Source organism: Cryobacterium breve (assembly GCF_027594785.1).
GTDB lineage: Bacteria > Actinomycetota > Actinomycetes > Actinomycetales > Microbacteriaceae > Cryobacterium > Cryobacterium breve_A.
In genome coordinates this window covers 2,808,244-2,825,361 of the sequence record NZ_CP075584.1, presented here as the reverse complement: position 1 = coordinate 2,825,361, position 17,118 = coordinate 2,808,244, and the positions used below count along the sequence as shown (strand labels likewise).

General features: G+C 70.3%; 18 protein-coding genes and 3 pseudogenes. 9 read left to right on the top strand and 12 right to left on the bottom strand.

Annotated elements, in window-relative coordinates; all coding sequences use genetic code 11:
* Positions 1 to 79: 79 nt before the first annotated feature.
* Complete coding sequence (locus KIV56_RS13895) at positions 80 to 721, bottom strand: nuclease-related domain-containing protein (RefSeq protein ID WP_281533904.1); 642 nt, start codon at positions 719 to 721, stop codon at positions 80 to 82.
* Positions 722 to 1,158: 437 nt separating this feature from the next.
* Here KIV56_RS13895 and KIV56_RS20500 point away from each other — a divergent pair.
* Positions 1,159 to 1,467, top strand: a pseudogene (locus KIV56_RS20500) (hypothetical protein); the annotation flags it as partial.
* A gap of 92 nt (positions 1,468 to 1,559) precedes the next feature.
* Positions 1,560 to 2,261, top strand: coding sequence for a hypothetical protein (locus KIV56_RS13890; RefSeq protein ID WP_281533903.1), 702 nt, complete (start codon positions 1,560 to 1,562; stop codon positions 2,259 to 2,261).
* A gap of 1 nt (position 2,262) precedes the next feature.
* Here the strand turns inward: KIV56_RS13890 and KIV56_RS13885 are convergent, their stop codons facing one another.
* From KIV56_RS13885 to KIV56_RS13870, 4 genes and pseudogenes are all read right to left on the bottom strand, one after another.
* On the bottom strand, positions 2,263 to 2,565 hold the full coding sequence (locus KIV56_RS13885) for a DUF427 domain-containing protein (RefSeq protein WP_281533902.1): 303 nt from the start codon (positions 2,563 to 2,565) through the stop codon (positions 2,263 to 2,265).
* Between the two features lie 84 nt (positions 2,566 to 2,649).
* A complete protein-coding gene (locus KIV56_RS13880) occupies positions 2,650 to 3,231 on the bottom strand; it encodes a hypothetical protein (protein ID WP_281533901.1) in 582 nt (193 codons plus the stop codon).
* 77 nt (positions 3,232 to 3,308) lie between these two features.
* Positions 3,309 to 4,580 carry a hypothetical protein gene (locus KIV56_RS13875; RefSeq protein WP_281536261.1) on the bottom strand — a complete coding sequence of 424 codons (1,272 nt, stop codon included), beginning with the start codon at positions 4,578 to 4,580 and terminating at the stop codon, positions 3,309 to 3,311.
* A 573-nt stretch (positions 4,581 to 5,153) separates the two neighbouring features.
* Positions 5,154 to 5,330, bottom strand: a pseudogene (locus tag KIV56_RS13870) (EVE domain-containing protein); the annotation flags it as partial.
* A gap of 102 nt (positions 5,331 to 5,432) precedes the next feature.
* On the opposite strand from KIV56_RS13870, the gene KIV56_RS13865 reads away from it, so the two are divergent.
* From KIV56_RS13865 to KIV56_RS13850, 4 genes and pseudogenes are all read left to right on the top strand, one after another.
* Positions 5,433 to 6,107 carry a hypothetical protein gene (locus KIV56_RS13865; protein ID WP_281533900.1) on the top strand — a complete coding sequence of 225 codons (675 nt, stop codon included), beginning with the start codon at positions 5,433 to 5,435 and terminating at the stop codon, positions 6,105 to 6,107.
* Complete coding sequence (locus tag KIV56_RS13860) at positions 6,104 to 6,742, top strand: DUF1684 domain-containing protein (protein WP_281533899.1); 639 nt, start codon at positions 6,104 to 6,106, stop codon at positions 6,740 to 6,742. Before KIV56_RS13865 ends, KIV56_RS13860 begins: the two co-directional genes overlap by 4 nt.
* A 325-nt stretch (positions 6,743 to 7,067) precedes the next feature.
* Positions 7,068 to 8,785, top strand: a pseudogene (locus KIV56_RS13855) (DEAD/DEAH box helicase).
* Positions 8,786 to 9,411: 626 nt separating this feature from the next.
* Positions 9,412 to 9,621 (top strand): GNAT family N-acetyltransferase, encoded by a 210-nt coding sequence (locus KIV56_RS13850; protein ID WP_281533898.1) that lies wholly within the window; start codon positions 9,412 to 9,414, stop codon positions 9,619 to 9,621.
* Between the two features lie 40 nt (positions 9,622 to 9,661).
* Here KIV56_RS13850 and KIV56_RS13845 read toward each other — a convergent pair whose 3' ends face one another.
* From KIV56_RS13845 to KIV56_RS13835, 3 genes are read right to left on the bottom strand one after another with little or no spacing between them, the layout of a single operon-like run.
* Entirely contained in the window at positions 9,662 to 10,024 is a 363-nt protein-coding gene (locus KIV56_RS13845; RefSeq protein WP_281533897.1) for a sensor histidine kinase, read from the bottom strand.
* Between the two features lie 52 nt (positions 10,025 to 10,076).
* Positions 10,077 to 11,081 carry a histidine kinase dimerization/phospho-acceptor domain-containing protein gene (locus KIV56_RS13840; protein ID WP_281533896.1) on the bottom strand — a complete coding sequence of 335 codons (1,005 nt, stop codon included), beginning with the start codon at positions 11,079 to 11,081 and terminating at the stop codon, positions 10,077 to 10,079.
* A gap of 3 nt (positions 11,082 to 11,084) precedes the next feature.
* Positions 11,085 to 11,780: a response regulator transcription factor gene (locus KIV56_RS13835; RefSeq protein WP_281533895.1), complete on the bottom strand. Its 696-nt coding sequence runs from the start codon at positions 11,778 to 11,780 to the stop codon at positions 11,085 to 11,087.
* Between the two features lie 153 nt (positions 11,781 to 11,933).
* On the opposite strand from KIV56_RS13835, the gene KIV56_RS13830 reads away from it, so the two are divergent.
* A complete protein-coding gene (locus KIV56_RS13830; protein WP_281533894.1) occupies positions 11,934 to 12,446 on the top strand; it encodes a hypothetical protein in 513 nt (170 codons plus the stop codon).
* A 54-nt stretch (positions 12,447 to 12,500) separates the two neighbouring features.
* On the opposite strand, the gene KIV56_RS13825 is transcribed toward KIV56_RS13830, so the two are convergent.
* Positions 12,501 to 13,088: an NUDIX hydrolase family protein gene (locus KIV56_RS13825; protein ID WP_281533893.1), complete on the bottom strand. Its 588-nt coding sequence runs from the start codon at positions 13,086 to 13,088 to the stop codon at positions 12,501 to 12,503.
* A gap of 233 nt (positions 13,089 to 13,321) precedes the next feature.
* Here KIV56_RS13825 and KIV56_RS13820 point away from each other — a divergent pair, with 233 nt between their 5' ends.
* Complete coding sequence (locus KIV56_RS13820; protein ID WP_348648399.1) at positions 13,322 to 13,993, top strand: alpha/beta hydrolase; 672 nt, start codon at positions 13,322 to 13,324, stop codon at positions 13,991 to 13,993.
* Between the two features lie 190 nt (positions 13,994 to 14,183).
* Here KIV56_RS13820 and KIV56_RS13815 read toward each other — a convergent pair whose 3' ends face one another.
* On the bottom strand, positions 14,184 to 14,624 hold the full coding sequence (locus KIV56_RS13815) for a DUF5997 family protein (protein WP_281533892.1): 441 nt from the start codon (positions 14,622 to 14,624) through the stop codon (positions 14,184 to 14,186).
* An 87-nt stretch (positions 14,625 to 14,711) separates the two neighbouring features.
* On the opposite strand from KIV56_RS13815, the gene KIV56_RS13810 reads away from it, so the two are divergent.
* Positions 14,712 to 15,503, top strand: a complete 792-nt coding sequence (locus KIV56_RS13810) for a LysR family substrate-binding domain-containing protein (RefSeq protein WP_281533891.1) — start codon at positions 14,712 to 14,714, stop codon at positions 15,501 to 15,503.
* Between the two features lie 366 nt (positions 15,504 to 15,869).
* On the opposite strand, the gene KIV56_RS13805 is transcribed toward KIV56_RS13810, so the two are convergent.
* Together KIV56_RS13805 and KIV56_RS13800 are read right to left on the bottom strand one after the other, a co-directional pair.
* Positions 15,870 to 16,574, bottom strand: a complete 705-nt coding sequence (locus KIV56_RS13805) for a GyrI-like domain-containing protein (RefSeq protein ID WP_281533890.1) — start codon at positions 16,572 to 16,574, stop codon at positions 15,870 to 15,872.
* Entirely contained in the window at positions 16,567 to 17,010 is a 444-nt protein-coding gene (locus KIV56_RS13800) for a VOC family protein (protein WP_281533889.1), read from the bottom strand. Before KIV56_RS13800 ends, KIV56_RS13805 begins: the two co-directional genes overlap by 8 nt.
* Positions 17,011 to 17,118: the final 108 nt, after the last annotated feature.

The following is a 17,118-nucleotide window of genomic DNA, read 5'->3' as shown; positions in this document are numbered from 1 at the left end:
AGTCTTTGCCCGGAAAGCGCTTAAAACGCGTTTCCACGCGTGTAAAACCCAAAAACTCCGTCGAATCGGTTAGGGGACGTCAGCCGCTGAGACCCAGGGCCTCGGACACGAGCCCGAAGATCCCGAAGAAGCCGGCGGCGCTGCCGAGGAAGATCCCGAGCGGGAGGTAGATGCGGCGCTGGCGGCCGGCCGCACGGACTTCCGTGTCGAGGACCTCAAAGCGTTCGATCAGGTCGTCACCGGTTTCGACGGGCACGTTCGCCCACATGGCCGGGTTGTCGAACAGGTCGGTGAACCGGCCGCACTCATTCTGGTCGAGCACGACCGGGAGAGCCTCGAGCCAGCCGACGAGGTCGTCGACGTCGAGCACCGTGACGAACGGCGGGCGAGCCCTGACCTTGACCTCGCGCGCGCCGACGAAGACCACCGTCGGCCGCACCGGTGCGGTCTGGGCACGGCGGTCGCTCATCAGGTCGGTGACGTGGTTCGCCTCGAACTCGGCGTGACGGAGGTAGGGCACGGTGCGTCCGTTGACGGTCAGCACGGACTTGTCGACGAGGATGCGTGCCCCGCGGTGCTGCTTCGCGTTGATGGTGATCACTCCGCCTGGGCCGACGATCAGGTGGTCGATGTCCCAGCCCTCGAGGCCGATCGGGAGCGCGTGGAAGACGGTCCAGTCGGAGCCTGAGCGCCTCGAGGCTCTTCCCGACGGCGATCTCACCGAGCGCGGCGAGATACCAGCCCTCGCAGCGCTTGCTGAGCGGTGAGCGCCCGCTGAACCGAAGCCACGGGGAACGGTCCGGCGTTCCGCCCTGCTCGCGCAGCAGCTTGTCGATCACGGATTCCGCCATGCGCCGCCTGTACATGCCGCCGCCGCTGAGCCTCACCATGTCTGCCGGTCCGTTACTTTTACTACGCGCGATCGCAAGTCCTGTCAGCCCATTGTCACCCCAAAGATGGGCGCGTCCTTACTCCGCGGGAAGATGCGGTTGGGTCAGCAGGCTCTTGGGGCGTCTCCCGAGCACGCCGGCCCGAGGACCGATCGGACGAAACGCACGCGGCTGACGGCCCCCGCTGCCCTCTTCGCGGGTCGCTCCGACTCCAGTATTCTATTGAGAGGACATCTGTCCGTTCAACAGCGGCCCGAGGGGAACGATCATGCCGGCATCCCCTCGTGCGTTCCGGAGAGTCCTGCGGACCGGGCGGGCCCCGCTGACCAGCTTCGGCATCCCTTTCGGACTGTCTGGCCTTGCCGGCACCTGGACGATGGCCGCGGGAGTGCTCGGCACGCCCGCTGGCATCGGTGAGGCCCTGTGGGTGTTCGGGCTCGTCGCCTGGGTTGCGGTCCTCGCCAATTACCTCGTGCGTAGCCGGAACAACGGGGGGACGATCAGGGGTGACCTTGCCGACCCGGTCCAGGGACCGTTCGCCGCCCTCGCGCCCACGACCGGGATGCTGCTGGGCACCCATGCCGCCGTGTCCCTATCCGCGGGTTCCGGTGCCGGGCATCCGCTTGCGGGGGCGCTGCCGGGATCGCCCCCGGGCTCCTGGTCGGACTGGTGCAGGGGGTCGTCGTCGTGTTCATGGTCGCGGCGCTCGTATTCGGGTCGTGGTCGGTCGCGCAGCTGGCTCTCCGGATGCGCGACATCGACACACTCCATGCCGGGTACTTTCTTCCGACGGTCGCCGCAGCCTTCATCGCCGGGCAGTCGGCGGGAACGTTCGGCTGGACGACGCTGAGCGTCGCGTCTATCGGGGTCGGGCTGCTGTTCTGGATGCTGCTGGGTGCGCTCATCCTCGGCAGGATGGCATTCCGACCCGCCCTTCCTGCCCGCCTGCTGCCGACGTTCGCGATCTTCTCGGCCCCGCCCGCAGTCGCGGGGAACGCCTGGTTCGCCTCCAACGGCGGCCGGCTCGACACGCTCGAGACCGTCCTGCTCGGGACGTTCGTGCTGCTGATCCTCGTGCAGGTGATGATGCTCGCCACTTATTGGCGGCTCGGGTTCGACCTCGGCTTCTGGGCGTTCACCTTCACGGCCGCGGCGAGCGGGACCTACGCCCTGCACTGGATCGGAGGTGCCGCCGCGCCCGGCGCCGGGACCGGGTCGGCCATGAGCCTGTGGGTGTCGGGGGCCTGGGTGTCCGGGTTCGCCGGAACCGGCATCCTCGCCACCGTGACCCTCCTGATCGGCAGTATCGCCGTGCGCTCGGTCGGGTACCTCGTGCGGGCACACGCGCGCTCGACGCAAGCGCGCGCCTGACCTACTCGGTGACGGAGATTTCCTTCCAGAAGGCGACGTAGCCGCTGTAGTCCTGGCCGACCCGGTCGAACGACGCGGGGTACGGAGTGGGGTAGCTCCAGGCGCGGTCCTGCAGCAGGGTGTCGCCGTCCTGCAGGCTGAAGTACTGGCATTCACCCTTCCACGGGCAGGTGTACGGGGTCGCGCTCTCCACGAGGAATCCGGGCTTGACGCTTGCCGGCGGGAAGTACCAGTTGCCTTCGATCTTGACGAGCTCGGACTGGGGGGCTTCGGCGATCGTGGTGCCGTTGAATACTGCCTTCATGGTGTGCTCCTGGTTCGGTCGGTGACTCGGGGTGTTGCGAGGCTGTTGCGAGGCTGGTGCGAGGCTGTTGCGAGTAATGAAACGTCAGGCCGGAAACCGGAATTCCCGGACACGGCGAATCTCGGCTGATTGTTGGGCGGCATCCGCTGGCGCGTGGGGCCGGGCCAGATCGATCGCAGCCCGGATCTCCTCGGCGCGGCCGGCCGCACGGAGCGCAACGGCGGTCTCGGACGCGCTCACGAGGTGACGCAGGGCGCGATGGAGCCCGAGGAATCCGGCGGAGGGGGCCGCGGCCTCCGGCGAACAGTGGTCGATTCCGAGGCGGGAGAGCTCGTCGATCACTTCCCCGGCCAGGAGGAAGTCTTCGACTGCCGGGCGCGGGGATCCGTCGCGGCGCCGCTCCCCCACGGCGACCACGGCCACGGAGAACCGGTCGGCCTTCTCGGTCTGCTGCGCGAGCACCCACTGGGCGACCCGCGCCGGGTTGCCGAGGTCGGCCACGATCACGAGGTGCTCGCCGAAGGGCGTCGCGGGTGCCGTGTCGCCGACGGTGGGCAGGGCGTCCGCAAGGATGATCACGTCCGCATCCTCGGCGAGCGCCTGGAACCCGGCGAGGCCGACGTCGAAGCGGACCTGGTACTTCTGCTGGGGCAGGGATTCACTCACTGGAAAAGGCTACCCGTCGGACGGCCGACCACCGTCCCCGAGCATGCGGACGCGTGGCCGGCGAGGGCTGGGGCGGGTCAGTCGAAGCGAGCGTCGTAGCGGGCGAGGGCGTCGGCATCCGTTGCGAGGGTCGTCGCCCGGCGCGCCGTGTCGAGCGCGGTCACGGGGTCCGCTTCGGCCTCGGCGAGTGCGACGAGCCGCTCGGATTCGGCGAGCCGGGTACGGGCCTCCGCGCCGACCCGGCCGGGGTGGGCCGCGATGAAGCTGCGGGTCACGGTTCCCTGGCTGCGCGCGGCCAGCAGGGCGCCGGCGAGCGCCGCCCGGGCGTTGTCGAGACGCAACTGCTGGTTGCGCGCCTCCGACCGGGTGACGTCGAGCCCGTCGAGCACCTCGCGCAGCCGGGCGAGGTCGGCGGCGGGGTCGCTCACCCGCGACGGATGCCGCAACTCGGCCACGATCGCATCGGCCGCGGTGATCACCCGGTTCAGTTCGGCGGCCGCGACGGACTCCTCGTGCCCGTCACGGAGGGTGCGGGCCTCGGCGATCTCGGCGTCGGCGGAGTCGAGGGCGGCATTGAGGGTCGCCTGGCCGACGTGCAGCTGGTCCTCTCCGGTCTCGATCGCGTCGAGGAGCTTTCCGGCGTGGAAGAGCCCGAGTTCCGCGGCCGCGAGTTCGTCACCGATGGGGTAGCCGGGGACGGCCTTGAGGTGGGCGGCCGCGGCATCCGTGGCCTGTTTCGCCTGCCCGAGGGCGGTGCGCGCCTCGGCGACGTTGCCGCTGAACGCAGCGAGTGCGGTGGGGGCGTAACTGAGCCGGAGCCTGTCGATGCTCGCCGCGCCCGAGGCGACTCGATCGGTCACCCGGTCGACGCGGCGGGTGAGCTGCTCGAGGAGGAGCGGGGCGTCGCGCTCGCGCCCGCGGCGGGCGGTGAAGACACGGTCCTGCTCGGCGAGGCGGGTCGTCGACTCGGCGGCGAGCGCGATGATCTGTTCCGTCCAGCGGCGGCGCTCGGACTCGGTGTCCGGCACGCTGTCGTCGAGCTTCTGTTGCAGGGCGAAGGCGTCCCGCAGCTGGCGGCGGGAGAGCTCGAGGGCCGTGGCGAAGTCCCGGGTCGCCGCCTCGCCGAACTGGGCGACCGCGAACCCGAGTTCGTCGGTCGCGGCGCCGACCTGGTCATCGGCGCGCACCAGGGCGATCGCAGCGGCGCGTGCGCGTTCGGCGACGACCGCGGCCTCCGCCTGTTCCCGGTCGCGGCGCCGGCGGCGGGCGGATGCGACGACGAGAGTCACCCCGAGGACCACGAACGCGAGAAGTATGGCCGAGGGTACCCACCAGAGATCGCCAGTCATAGCCGCGAGTCTAATCAACGCGGCTGGGGCGAATGGCGGGTGCGGCCGCGCTGCACGCGTCGGATGCGGCAGACACCGCGGCGGACGCAACGTCGGAGATTTTCGCGACTCGCGGCATCCGCCGCCCGGGTTCACGGCGTGTCGCGAAAAACTCCGACATAACGCACGCCGACCGGCTCCGACACCCGCCCGAAACCGCGCACGCGGCGGATGCGGCGCAGGCCGTGGACGACGCAACGTCGGAGAATTTCGCGACTCGCGGCATCCACCGCCCGGACTCACGGCGTGTCGCGAAAAACTCCGACACAACGCACGCCGACCGGCTCCGGGGCTGGCGGGCGGGCGGGAGACAGGCGCCCAAGCCGCTCCGGCGCCTACATGCGGCGCATCTGCCTCCGGATCAGGTCGTAGTCGTGCCGCGAGATCTCGAGCAGGCCGCGGCGGAGCCTGGTAGCCCCAGTCCGGGTCGGACCGGGTGAACTCGAGCACGTTCAGGAGCGGGCGGATCGAGGTGCTGACGGCATCCGTGTCGTAGTCGATGCGCCGCCGCCACGGCACATAGGTGCCGGAGGGCGTCTCGGGGCTCCGGAATTCGTACGCGTTCCCCTCGGCGACGAACCCGATCGCGGTGAACTCCCGCAGCAGCTCGCCCTCGACGGCGGTCTTCGGCGAGTAGTAGACGACCCCGTCGCTCTCCCGCATGCCCTCGAGCGTGGTGCGCAGCCGGTAGCCGGCCTGCGCGAACCCCATAGCGACGCCCCGCTGCACGTTATCGCGCTGCGCGACCCCGAGCCAGTACCGAATTGCCACTCCTCAGTTGTACTGCATGCCCCGGCACCACAGACTGGGGGCATGCGTGTTCTCCTGAAAGAAATCCTCGATTGCCCGCCGGATGCCGCGTGGCGCGCCCTGCAGAGCCCCGCCGTCTTCCGCGAGGTGAGTTCCCCTCTCATCAGCGTGGAGTCGCTCGAGGCCGACGGCTTCCCCTCGATCTGGGAACCCGGCGAGCACCCGGTCGAACTCACCGCGCTCGGCCTCGTGCCGATGGGGAAGCAGGTGATCCGGCTGCAGATGTCTACCGAGCGGCGCGACGGCGTGCGCATCGTGCGCGACACCGGCCGGGGCGTGTCTGGCGCCCTCGAGGCCGTCACACTCTGGGACCACCGGATGGCCGTGGCGGCAGACCCGGCCGGCACCGGCAAGACGCTCTACCGCGACCAGCTCATCTTCGGCACCGGCGCGCTCACCCTGGCGAGCTGGCCGGTGTTCTGGGCGATGTGGCAGTGGCGGATGCTGCAACTCAAGCGGCTCGCACCGACCTGGCGTTTCGACGTGGGCATCGACGCGGCCGGGTCTGCGGGTCCGACAGACGGCGATGCATCCACGCGCCCTGACGAATTCGACGGAGATTCTGTCCGAATTGCACGTGAGAGGCCCGAAAACACCCCGGAAACCGAAAAACTCCGTCGAATTGGTTCGGCCGACGACGGAAATACGACACCGACCCCGACGGAGGCACCGGCATGAGCTCGACGCTCGGGGCCCTTCAGCTCGCCGACTGGCGCCGTCGCGTGACCGGCCTGTATGCCGGAGTGCGGCAGCTGAGCGTGCAGAACCCGGCGGCAGGCCACGAACTCTGGCGGAGCGGGCGCGACGACCTGTTCGCGGGGCATCCGTCGTCGCCCCTGCTGCCCGACGACCGGGCCGCGTTCACGGGGCTCACGATCGCGCCATACGACCCGGACTGGCGCTTCGAGGTCGAAGTGCACCGGGCTCCGGAGCCGCACCGAATCGCGGTCGAGACCGGGACGGACGGCACCGTGCCGTTCGACCTGGTCGGCATCGTGCGGCTGCCCTACCTCGGCCCGATCGACCTGTGGCGGCTCGGCAGCTACGGCGGCGGCCTGTTCCTGCCGATCAAGGACGGTCTCGCCGGCCGGCCCGGCGGGACGTACGGCGGCGGGCGCTACCTGCTCGACACGATCAAGGGGGCGGACCTGGGCCCCGGCGTCGGTGACGACACCGTGATCCTCGACTTCAACTTCGCATACAACCCGTCGTGCGCCTACGACCCGATGTGGGCCTGCCCGCTCGCGCAGGCCGGCAACACCGTCACGGTCGATGTTCCGGTCGGCGAGCTCTACACGGGCGACCTCGACTAACGCACCTTCCGTCGATAGGCGTGCCCGGGGCGAGCGGGGGCCGACCGGGGCTTTTCTGGGAGGGTGCTTGACAGCATCCGCTAGACTGAAACAACTTGCGAATGCATCGCTGCGCTCGCTGCGTCGTAGAACGCCCTCTTCTTGTTGCGGCGGCACACCATTTTGGTGGGCCGAGCGCATATTGCGAATGAACATTCTTACGGCGAACGGATGTGCCCATTGGCACCTTCGCCATGTGAATCCTCCTGGCTCCGAAGCCTGCATTCCCTCACTCGGGGTGCGCACACGGTTCGACGGAGGGCTCTGATGCCCGAAAGGCACCACTTTGTCTGAAATTTCCTTCGGCGCGCTTGGCGTGCCGGCTCCCCTCGTTGCCGTGCTCACGGCGCAGGGAATCGACAGCCCCTTCCCGATCCAGGTCGACACCCTCCCCGACACCCTCAAGGGCCGGGACGTGCTCGGTCGCGGCAAGACCGGCTCCGGCAAGACCCTCGCCTTCGCGATCCCGATGGCCGCGCGCCTCGGCGGCACGCTCGCCGGCGGCAAGCGCCGCCCGGGCCGCCCGCTCGGACTGATCCTCTCGCCGACCCGTGAGCTCGCCACCCAGATCACCAACGCGCTCACCCCCTTCGCCGAGGCATACGGCCTCACGGTCACGACCATCTTCGGCGGCGTCTCCCAGGGCCGCCAGGTCTCCGCGCTCAAGGCCGGCGTCGACATCGTCGTCGCCTGCCCCGGACGCCTCGAAGACCTGATGAAGCAGGGCTACGTCAACCTCGACTCCGTCGAGATCACCGTGCTCGACGAGGCCGACCACATGGCCGACCTCGGCTTCCTGCCCGTCGTCACGCGCATCCTCGACAAGACGCCGAACAGCGGCCAGCGGATGCTCTTCTCGGCCACGCTGGACAACGGCGTCGACAAGATCGTCCGCAAGTTCCTCCACAACGAGGTGCTGCACTCGGTCGACGACTCGAACAGCATCGTCTCCGCCATGACCCACCACGTCTTCGAAGTCGACAACGCCGAACAGAAGAAGGCGCTCATCGAGAAGCTCGCCTCCGGAACCGGACGCCGCATCCTCTTCATGCGCACCAAGCACCACGCGAAGAAGCTCGCCAAGGCACTCACCGAGGCGGGCATCCCCTCGGTCGACCTGCACGGCAACCTCTCGCAGGTCGCCCGTGACCGCAACCTCGCCGCGTTCAGCAACGGCGACGTGAGCGTTCTCGTCGCAACGGATGTCGCCGCTCGCGGCGTGCACGTCGACGATATCGAGCTCGTCATCCACGTCGACCCGCCGGCAGAGCACAAGGCGTACACGCACCGCTCGGGCCGCACCGCCCGCGCCGGACACGCCGGTGACGTCGTCACCCTCGTGCTCCCGGAGCAGCGTCGCGACACCGCGGACCTGCTGCGCAAGGCCGCCATCAAGGTGACCCCGCAGCGCGTGACCGCGGACTCCCCCGCCGTCGCCGCCCTCGTCGGCGACGTCGCCGCGTACGTCAAGCCGGCGCCGCGCAGCGAACAGCCGCAGCAGCAGCGCCAGTCCCAGGGCGGACGCTCGCAGGGCGGTCGCTCACAGGGCGGCCGTTCCGAAGGCGGACGCTCGCAGGGTGGCCGTTCCGAAGGCGGACGCTCGCAGGGCGGACGCTCCGAGGGGGTCGCTCCGGCGGACGCTCCTCGTCCTCCGACGGCGGACGCTCGCAGGGCGGCAGCCGTTCCTACGCCTCCTCGTCGTCCTCCGACACCTCGCGCTCCTCGGACGGGCAGCGCGCGCGCGGCCGTGACGACCGCGACGGCGCGAGCACCGCTCCCGTTCGCGGCAACCGCGGCAGCCGCAGCAACGACACCGCCTCGACCGGCGGAGCGCGTCAGGAGCACTCGGGACGCCCCGCGACCTCCGGTCGCAGCCACGCCCCGCAGGGTTCCGGTCGCTCCGGCGGCCTGCAGGTCGGCGGACTCGTCCGCGGATCCGGTTCGGGAGCCGGCGCCGGCGCCGGCGGCGCTCGTCGCTCGGCCCCGCGCCGCGCCCAGGGCTAAGCAGCACCAGCACGAGGGCGCGACCGGCTGCCGGGGCTGAACCCCCGGCATCCGCTCGTTTCGCCCCGCACGACCCAACGGGCCGGCCTCCACCAGGAGTCCGGCCCGTTTCTGCGTGAATCCTGCGCCATCGGCGCCACCTGCGCGCGATTTCGCGGCCTGCGGCCACCATTTCCGGGCGTTCTCCGCGACCACCGGGGGCTAACTCAGGAAAATCGTCCCTCCGTCGCGTGCCGTCCGCTGATATTCGGGGGCTCGTTGTCCCACTGCTTCGAATCTCCTGAGTTAGCCCCCGCACAGGCGGTCAACCGGTGTCGCCCGGCTGGGTTAGGGTCAGAATATGGACACCACCACCGTCGTTGTTCGGCCCGTCGAAGAAGCGGATGCCGAGAGTCTGGGCCGCGTACACGCCCTCTGCTGGCACGAAACCTACGACCACCTGCTGAGCGAGGCTGCCCTCTCCCAGCTGCGGCCCCAGCGCCTCGCCGCCATGTGGCGCCGGTTCACCACCCAGGGCGCCGAATACCGCCAGGTCGTCGCGCTCGTCGACGGTGAGGTCGTCGGCTTCGCCGGCAGCGGACCCGCCCGCGACGAGAACGCCCCCCGCCGCCCACGAGCTCTATTTCATGTACCTGCTCGAGGACAAGCACGGAAGCGGCATCGGCCAGAAGCTCTTCGACGCGGTCGTCGACGCCGGGCCCTCGTACCTCTGGGTCGCCGCGGTCAACCCGCGCGCCCACGCCTTCTACGCACGCAACGGCTACGCCGCCGACGGTCACGAGCAGGTTCAGGAAGTGCTCGGCGAGCAGCTGCACGAGGTCCGCCTGGTCCGGTAGGTCTCGCCGCAGGCGGATGCCCGGGCGCCCGTCGCTCACGTCAGCGTGCGACGGGCCCGTCGCCGACCGGCAGCACCACGGCGAAACACGCGCCGCCCTCGGCCGCGGACTGCACCGTGATCGTGCCGCCCATCCTGGTCACCAGCCGGGCGGCGATGGACAGGCCCAGGCCCGTGTTGACCGGGCGGATGTCGCGGTACTTGGCTCGCAGGACTCCGCGCTCGAACGCGACGGCGGCATCCGATGTGCTCAAACCAGGGCCGCTGTCGCGCACCTCGACACGTACGTGCCGGCCATCGACCCGGCGGGCCGCGAGTACGACCTCGCCGCCGGTCGGCGTTGCGCGCAACGCGTTCTCGAGCAGGCCGTCGACGATCTGGCGCAGGCGCATGCCGTCAGTCACGATCGTGAGGACACCCGGCACCGCGCCCGCACCCGCATCGTCCCCCGGCCCGTCAACGCGCAGCGCGACGCCGAGCCTGCGTGCATTGACCCTGCCAGGCGAGGGCAGCCTGCGCGAGCACTCCGCCGACGTCGATCGGCTGCAGGTGCACCGTGAAGTCATCCGCTTCGAGGCGGGCGAGTTCGAGCAGGTCGCTCACGAAACGGTCAACGCGTTTCGTCTCCGCGACCAGGACTTCACCGACCGCCGCGCTGTCGCTTGCCGGAATCACGCCCTCGGCGAGGGCCTCCGCGTACCCACGGAGCGCGGTCAACGGCGTGCGGATCTCGTGCGACACCGAGAGCAGGAACTCCCGTTGGCGGGTCTCGCTCGTACCCAGCGCGTGGTCGAGGGCACGGAGCGAGCGGGACACGTCGTCGATCTCCGGGATGCCTTGGGCCGCGATGAGCACGCCGCGTTCACCGTCGGCGAGCCGCCGAGCGGCTCGTGCGGTCCGCTCCAGTGGTCGTGCCAACCGCCGGGACAGGAACAGTCCGGCGAGCACGGCCACGACGAGCCCGACGAGCACGGCCAGCAGGATCCGCCCGGCGACGAGTCTGCCCGAGTCGGTGATGTCCGCGACGCGCACGAAGCCGACGAGTCCGCCGCCTCCCGCGAGCGGCCGCGCTTCCACCACGTAGGACTCACCCCGAATCTGCAGCGACGTCGACACCGAGCGGCCGGCATCCAGTACCTGGGTGATGCGTCTCTTGACGTCCTGCGTGACCGTGCGCGCACCCGAACCTGTTTCCGGTACCGTCCCGTCGGCGCCGACCAACACAAAGCGCTCGCCGCGTCCGCCAAGGAGGGTGTCGTCTTCGAGCAGGATGCGCAGGGTCGCGAGCGGCCGTTCGCTCAGCGCGGTCGTCCGGCCGCCGAGGTCCGCCTGGGCCTGCGTCGTGACGAGGGTCTGCACGAGTTGCAGGGACACGACGGCAGTGACGAGAACCGCGACGAACGCAACGCCTACCGTGACGAGCAGGATCCTGCCGCCGAGTGACCCGAACCAGCGCCGCACCGCTCAGCCCTCCCGGCCGGCGACGGAATACCCGACGCCGCGCACCGTGCGGATCGGATTTCCCTCACCGAGCTTGGCACGCAGTTGGGCGACGTGCACGTCGACCGTCCTGCTCGCACTGTAGTCGGCGATTCCCCAGACCAGGGAGAGCAGTTCCTCCCGCGAATACACCCGTCCTGGCCGGGCCATCAGCTGGGCGAGCAGGTCGAATTCGGTCGCGGTCAGGTCCACGCGGATGCCGCCGCGCGCGACCAGGCGGGTCGCCGGGTCGAGCGTCACATCCTCCACCCGCAGTACCGTGTCGCCGATGAGGCCCGAGGAACGGCGCACGATTCCCTTCACCCGCGCGACGAGTTCCCTCGGCGAAAACGGCTTGGTCACGTAGTCGTCCGCACCCAGTTCGATGCCGAGCACGCGGTCGACCTCGTCGTCGCGTGCGGTGACGAAGAGGACGGGCGTCCAGTCCCCCGCCTCGCGCATGGCCCGGCACACCTCGATCCCGTCGAGCCCGGGCAGGCCGACGTCCAGGATCACCGCGGCCGGCCGCAACCGGCGCACCTGTTCGAGGCCCGCGCGCCCGTCGGACTCCAGATGCACGGTGAAGCCGGCGCGCACGAGGTACAGGCGTTCGATGTCCGCGATTGCGGGGTCGTCTTCGACGACCAGCACCAGCCCTTTGTCGTCGCCCACAGCATCCATTAAACCAGTAGGCGCCGGTTGCTGCGAACCGGGCGGGCGGGTGCCCGACTCGCCTTACGTTCTCCGTACATTTCCCGAACACGTCGTTTGCGTGCGCCTGCCACTGTGGCTTCACCGCCGGGACCCTCCCGGTCCAGCGAAAGGCAGGAAAATATGAATGCATTCACGAAGCGAGCCACGACCGTTGTCGCTGCGGGGACGCTCAGCCTCGGCCTGATTGCGGGCGGCACGTTCGCGGTCGGCGCGGCGAGCGCGGCCGAGATGCCCACGACCGTTGCAACGTCCTCCGTCTCGGGGACCACCGTCGCCGGGTCACTCGCGACTGCCGTGTCGGCATCCGCCAACACCGCTGTCGCCGCGGACGAGACCGTGAGGACCGTTGCCCAGTTGCGCGCGGACCTGCGCGCGGCGATCAAGCTCGACGCGGCCGCACGCCCCGCGGCCCTGGCCGCCATTCGCACGGACGTCCTCGCCGGAGCATACGGCGCGCAGGCCAGCCAATACCTCACGAAGATCGAGGCGGCCAAGGCCGACAAGTCCAAGGCCGATGTGCCGAAGCGGTGGCGCCACGCCCTGCGCCACCTTGTGCGCGCCGACGTGAAGGCACAGCAGCACACCGCTCCGGGCGCGTCCACGCCGACCCCCACTCCGACGGCCGGTTCATAGCGGAGGGCGTGGCGGAGGGCGTGGCCGCGGCGGGCGGCTCGCCCACCGGGCGCGTCAGCGCAGCTGGCCGACCGAGGCGAGCGCCATCCGCAGCAGGGAGCCGCGGCCGCCCTCCATCTCGGCGGACACGGCCTCGGATGCCGCTTCGAGCGGTGTCATCCAGGTGAGTTCGAGGGCGTCCTGGCGGGGGTCGCAGGTGCCGGTGACGGGCACGACGTAGGCCAGCGAGACGGCGTGCTGGCGCTCATCCGTGAATGCGGTGATGCCGGGCAGCGGGAAGTACTCGGCGACCGAGAACGGCACCGGGCTCGCGGGCAGCTGCGGGAACGCCATCGGCCCGAGGTCCTTCTCGAGGTGCCGGAACAGCGCATCGCGCAGGGTTTCGCCGTAGAGCACGCGCCCGGAGACCAGGGTGCGCGTCATCTCGCCGGTCGGCCGCGCGCGCAGCAGCACGCCGAGCTCGACGACCTGGCCGAGCCCGTCGACCCGCACGGGGACGGCCTCGATGTACAGGATCGGCAGGCGACGGCGGATGTCCGCGAGCTCGACATCGGTAAGCCAGCCCTGGTTCTGATTGGGTGGCTGGATGTTCTCGGGGCCAGGCGTCCAGTCCGGGTCGGGGTCAGGGGTGCGCACGCTCATGCCTTCATTCTCTCCTAACCGGCGAGCGGATGCGCCCTGTCGCGTTCCGGGGCGAGTCGCGCTCGCCCGCGGGCGCCTCCCGCGGGAGCGGCCCGCAGGCCGGCAGTGGTCGCGCTCCTCGGTCGGGCGGCGCAGCATCCGGGGCCGGAGGCGGCGCAGCATCCGGGGCCGGAGCAGTGGAAGTATTGACTGGTCGACGCGTTCCGGCCTCGGCGTACGGCAGGAGGACCGACATGGACGACAACGACGTGGAGAACACCGGCGGCACCGGGAGCACCGGCGGAGCACCCGCCTCTGCCGCACTGGCGATCGATCCCGGCGCGGTGCTCTGGTCGGCGTCCGAAGCCGACCGGGTCGGGCGGCCGCTGCTCCTGATCCTGCACGGCTACGGCTCCCACGAGGGTGACCTCTTCTCGCTCGCGCCGCACCTGCCGCTCAAGCCCGTCCTCGCCGCACTGCGGGCACCGTTGCCGGTCGGCGGCGGCTGGGCGTGGTTCCCGATCGGTGTCCCCGGCGCGGACGTCAACCCGAGCGCCCCGAGCGCGACCGCTGTCGAAGCGGCAACGGACAGCGTGCTCGCCTGGCTCGACGCGCTCGTCGTGCCGCCGGCATCCGTGGGGCTGCTCGGCTTCTCGCAGGGCGGCGCGATGGCGCTGCAACTGCTGCGCCAGGCACCCGACCGGTTCGCGTTTGCGGTGCAGGCTCTCGGGCTTCGTCGCCGGGGCGCCCCAGCCCGGGGATGCCGAGCTCGCCGAACGGCCCGTTCCGGTGTTCTGGGGCCGCGGCACGGCCGACCCGGTGATCCAGGCGGATGCCGTCGGCCGCACCCAGGCCTGGCTGCCCGGCCACTCTGTGCTCACCGAGCGCATCTACGAGGGCATGGGCCACTCGATCTCGCAGGGTGAACTCTCCGACATCGTCGGCTTCCTCCGCGCGCAGTACGCCGACGCTCCCGCGGGCACCGACGCTACCGAGGCATAACCAATTCGACGGAGCTTTTGCCCGGAAAGCGCTTAAAACACACTCTTACGTGCCAGAAACCCAAAAAGTCCGTCGAATTGGTGAGGGCCGGGCGCGGGAACGCGAGAGCCAGGGCTAGCGCTTCTTCGCGGCGGCCTTCTCGTTCTGGGCGGCGAAACGGGCGGCGTGCGCGGCCTTGCGGGCGCGCTCGGCGTCGCGGTCCTTGACGCGGATCTGCTCCTCGCGCACCTCGAACTGGGTGGCGCGCTCGGTGACGAGCCACGCCGGCGGCTGCTGCAGCAACGCGAGGATCTCGGCGCTCGTGAGCGGCTCGGTGACCTTGCCGCGTGCGAGCCCAGAGATCGAGACGCCGAGCTTCGCGGCGACAACCTGCTTGGGGTGCGGGCCGTTGGTGCGCAACTCGACGAGCCACTCCGGCGGGTTCGTGTCGAGTTCGGTGAGCTCGGTGCGCGAGATCAGGGTGTTCTGGAACTCCTCGGGGGCTGCCTCGAGCAGAATCCCGAGCTTCTGGGCCGCCGTTGCGGGCTTCATGGTCTGGGTCTTCTTCTCGCTCATCAGTCCAGCGTATAGCCTGAGAGCACCACCGCTTCGGCGGATCATATCGGTGAGCCGCCCCGCGCGCCACAAACAGAGAGGATGCCGGTGACTTTTTCCATCGCCTTCGCCGCCGGCGTCACGCCGACCAAGTGGACCCGCGCCTGGGCCGAACGCCGCCCCGACCAGCCCCTCGAGGTCTTCCGGACCACCCCGGACGAGCAGTCGGCAGTGCTCCACGACGGCCGCGCCCAGGTCAGCATCGTGCGCTTGCCGATCGACGAACACGACCTGAGCCTGATCGCGCTCTACCGGGAAATCCCGGTCGTCGTCGCCGCGAAGGACCACTTCATCGCCGACGCGGACAGTCTGCTCGTCGCCGACCTCGCGGACGAGCACCTGCTGCAGGACCCCGACGCCGTTCCCGAGTGGCGCGACGTCGCGACCGAGGTGCGCGACGGCAGCCGCCGCCCGCTCGCCGCCGTGCGCGACATGGACGAGACCATGGAGCTCGTCGCCGCGGGCGTCGGCATCGTGATCGTGCCGCATTCGATCGCCCGGCTGCACAGCCGCAAGGACCTCGTCTCCCGGCCCGTCGAGGACGTCGCCGAGAGCCAGGTGTCGCTCGCCTGGCTCGCCGCCGAGACGACCGAGGACATCGAGGAGTTCATCGGCATCGTGCGCGGCCGCACGAAGGCCAGTTCCCGGGTCGACTCGGTGCCCGCCGGTGGCGAGAAGGTCAAGAAGGAAAAGAAGACCGACAAAGCCAAGGCCGCCGCGAAGGCGTTGCGCGTCGCCGCCGCCAAGGCGAAGCCCGCCGTGGCTAAGAAGACGCAGTCCGCGCCGGGCCGCACCCGCAGCACCGCGAACCTCAAGCTCGGCAAGCGCACCGGTCGCTGAGCCGCTGAGCCGCGCGGCCGCCGGCAGCGGATGCCGGGCCCGGCCGCCGCATCCGCCGCGCTCAGGTCTTCGCGCGCCAACAGCGCCGCTTCGCGCCAGGCACGCGTGGCGCGAAGCGGCGCAACCGGCGCGCGGGCCGATGCTGCCGGCACAGTTGGCGCGAAGCGGCGCAACTGGCGCGCAGACGGGTGCCGGCGTCCATAGGCGACGGGGCAGCGGCGCTCGCGCGCCACAAGCGCCGCTCCGCGCCAGGCACGCGTGGCGCGAAGCGGCGCAACGGGCGCGCGGACGGATGTCGCGGGCACGGCTGGCGCGAAACGGCGCAACTGGCGCGCGATGTCGACCGCGCCGCAGCGGATGCCGGGCTCAGGCGGGGGCGACCGGCTGCCTGAGGACCGTCTTGAGTTTCTCCGGGGCGCTTCTGCGCGGGTCCCCGAGGTACACCTCGTGGTGCAGGCCGTTCAGGCGCAGACCGTGCTCGGCCAGGAACTCCCCGTGCAGCCGCGCGAGTGCCGGCGCCTCGTCGTCGTAGGGTCCCACATGCAGCAGTTGCGCGCTGAGGCCCTCGGCGAGGGACTCGATGCGGACGCTCGCGAGGGTGGGAAGCTTCTTCTTCGCCAGGGTCGCCGTCACGGCGTCAGTGATGAAGGCATCCGTCACCCAGTCGGGCTGGCCGATCAGCATCGTCCAGCTCCAGGACGCCTTGTCGCCGGCTGCGAACGCGGCGTAGCCGGCCGGGTCGTCTGCGTACCAGAGGCCTTCGAGCGGGGCGACGACGAGGTCGCGCCCGAGGCCGCGCTTGGCCGCGAACTTGATCGCATAGGCGACCGCATAGAGGGCCTCGACCGCCTCGGTGTACGCGGGCGCGACGTTCGGGTCGCCGCGCCCGTCGACCGCGATGAACCGCTGCGCGGGAACCTCGATCAACTCCCAGTCACGGTTCGTCGGCGCGTACAGGGCCTTGTCCTCCCGCTTCACGTCGTACGGTCCCGTCGACCGCGGCGCGGTGTTCCGCGGAGCACGCAACTGACCGGTGCGCCGGTCGGTCGTGAACGGCACCTCGTTACTCATCGTGCTGTGCCGACTCCTCGACCACCGAATCCTCGAGAACCGAAAGGATGTTGCCCGCCGGGTCCGTGAACCAGGCGATCGGCGGTCCCCACCCGCGCACAATGCCTTTCGCATCGTGAGGCGAGCCTTCGTACCGCTCGAACACGACCCCGCGCGCGATGAGCGTGTCCACTGCGACGTCGATGTCGCCGACCGCGAAGTTCAGCATCGTGTAGACCGCCGGCACGTGGTCGGACTTGGGGTATGCGATCACGTGCGCCCCGCCAGGCAACTCGATGCGCAGGATCCCCATGCCGCCGTCGGTCACCGTGAGGCCCAGCGTGCCGGCGTAGAAGGCACGGGCGGCCTCGATGTCGGGGACGGCGAAACCGCTGAATCCCTCGAGGATGCCGATGCCCCGGCCGGTTGTCGTCGTTCCGGTCTCTGAGTCAGTCATGTCGAACTCCCTTGCTCGAGCGGATGGAACAGGTCAGTCTGCGGAACAGGTCAGTCTGTGGAACAGGTCGGTCGCTGCAGCACCTCAGTCAGCGGAAAGCTCGGTCAG

Excerpts from the sequence above, each read along its gene's own strand:
- KIV56_RS13815 (WP_281533892.1), bottom strand. The coding sequence starts at position 14,624 with ATGAGCGAGAAGAAGACCCAGACCATGAAGCCCGCAACGGCGGCCCAG.
- KIV56_RS13800 (WP_281533889.1), bottom strand. The coding sequence starts at position 17,010 with ATGACTGACTCAGAGACCGGAACGACGACAACCGGCCGGGGCATCGGC.
- KIV56_RS13875 (WP_281536261.1), bottom strand. The coding sequence starts at position 4,580 with ATGACTGGCGATCTCTGGTGGGTACCCTCGGCCATACTTCTCGCGTTC.
- KIV56_RS13805 (WP_281533890.1), bottom strand. The coding sequence starts at position 16,574 with ATGAGTAACGAGGTGCCGTTCACGACCGACCGGCGCACCGGTCAGTTG.
- KIV56_RS13865 (WP_281533900.1), top strand. The coding sequence starts at position 5,433 with ATGCGTGTTCTCCTGAAAGAAATCCTCGATTGCCCGCCGGATGCCGCG.
- KIV56_RS13825 (WP_281533893.1), bottom strand. The coding sequence starts at position 13,088 with ATGAGCGTGCGCACCCCTGACCCCGACCCGGACTGGACGCCTGGCCCC.
- KIV56_RS13830 (WP_281533894.1), top strand. The coding sequence starts at position 11,934 with ATGAATGCATTCACGAAGCGAGCCACGACCGTTGTCGCTGCGGGGACG.
- KIV56_RS13885 (WP_281533902.1), bottom strand. The coding sequence starts at position 2,565 with ATGAAGGCAGTATTCAACGGCACCACGATCGCCGAAGCCCCCCAGTCC.
- KIV56_RS13820 (WP_348648399.1), top strand. The coding sequence starts at position 13,322 with ATGGACGACAACGACGTGGAGAACACCGGCGGCACCGGGAGCACCGGC.
- KIV56_RS13860 (WP_281533899.1), top strand. The coding sequence starts at position 6,104 with ATGAGCTCGACGCTCGGGGCCCTTCAGCTCGCCGACTGGCGCCGTCGC.
- KIV56_RS13835 (WP_281533895.1), bottom strand. The coding sequence starts at position 11,780 with ATGGATGCTGTGGGCGACGACAAAGGGCTGGTGCTGGTCGTCGAAGAC.
- KIV56_RS13850 (WP_281533898.1), top strand. The coding sequence starts at position 9,412 with ATGTACCTGCTCGAGGACAAGCACGGAAGCGGCATCGGCCAGAAGCTC.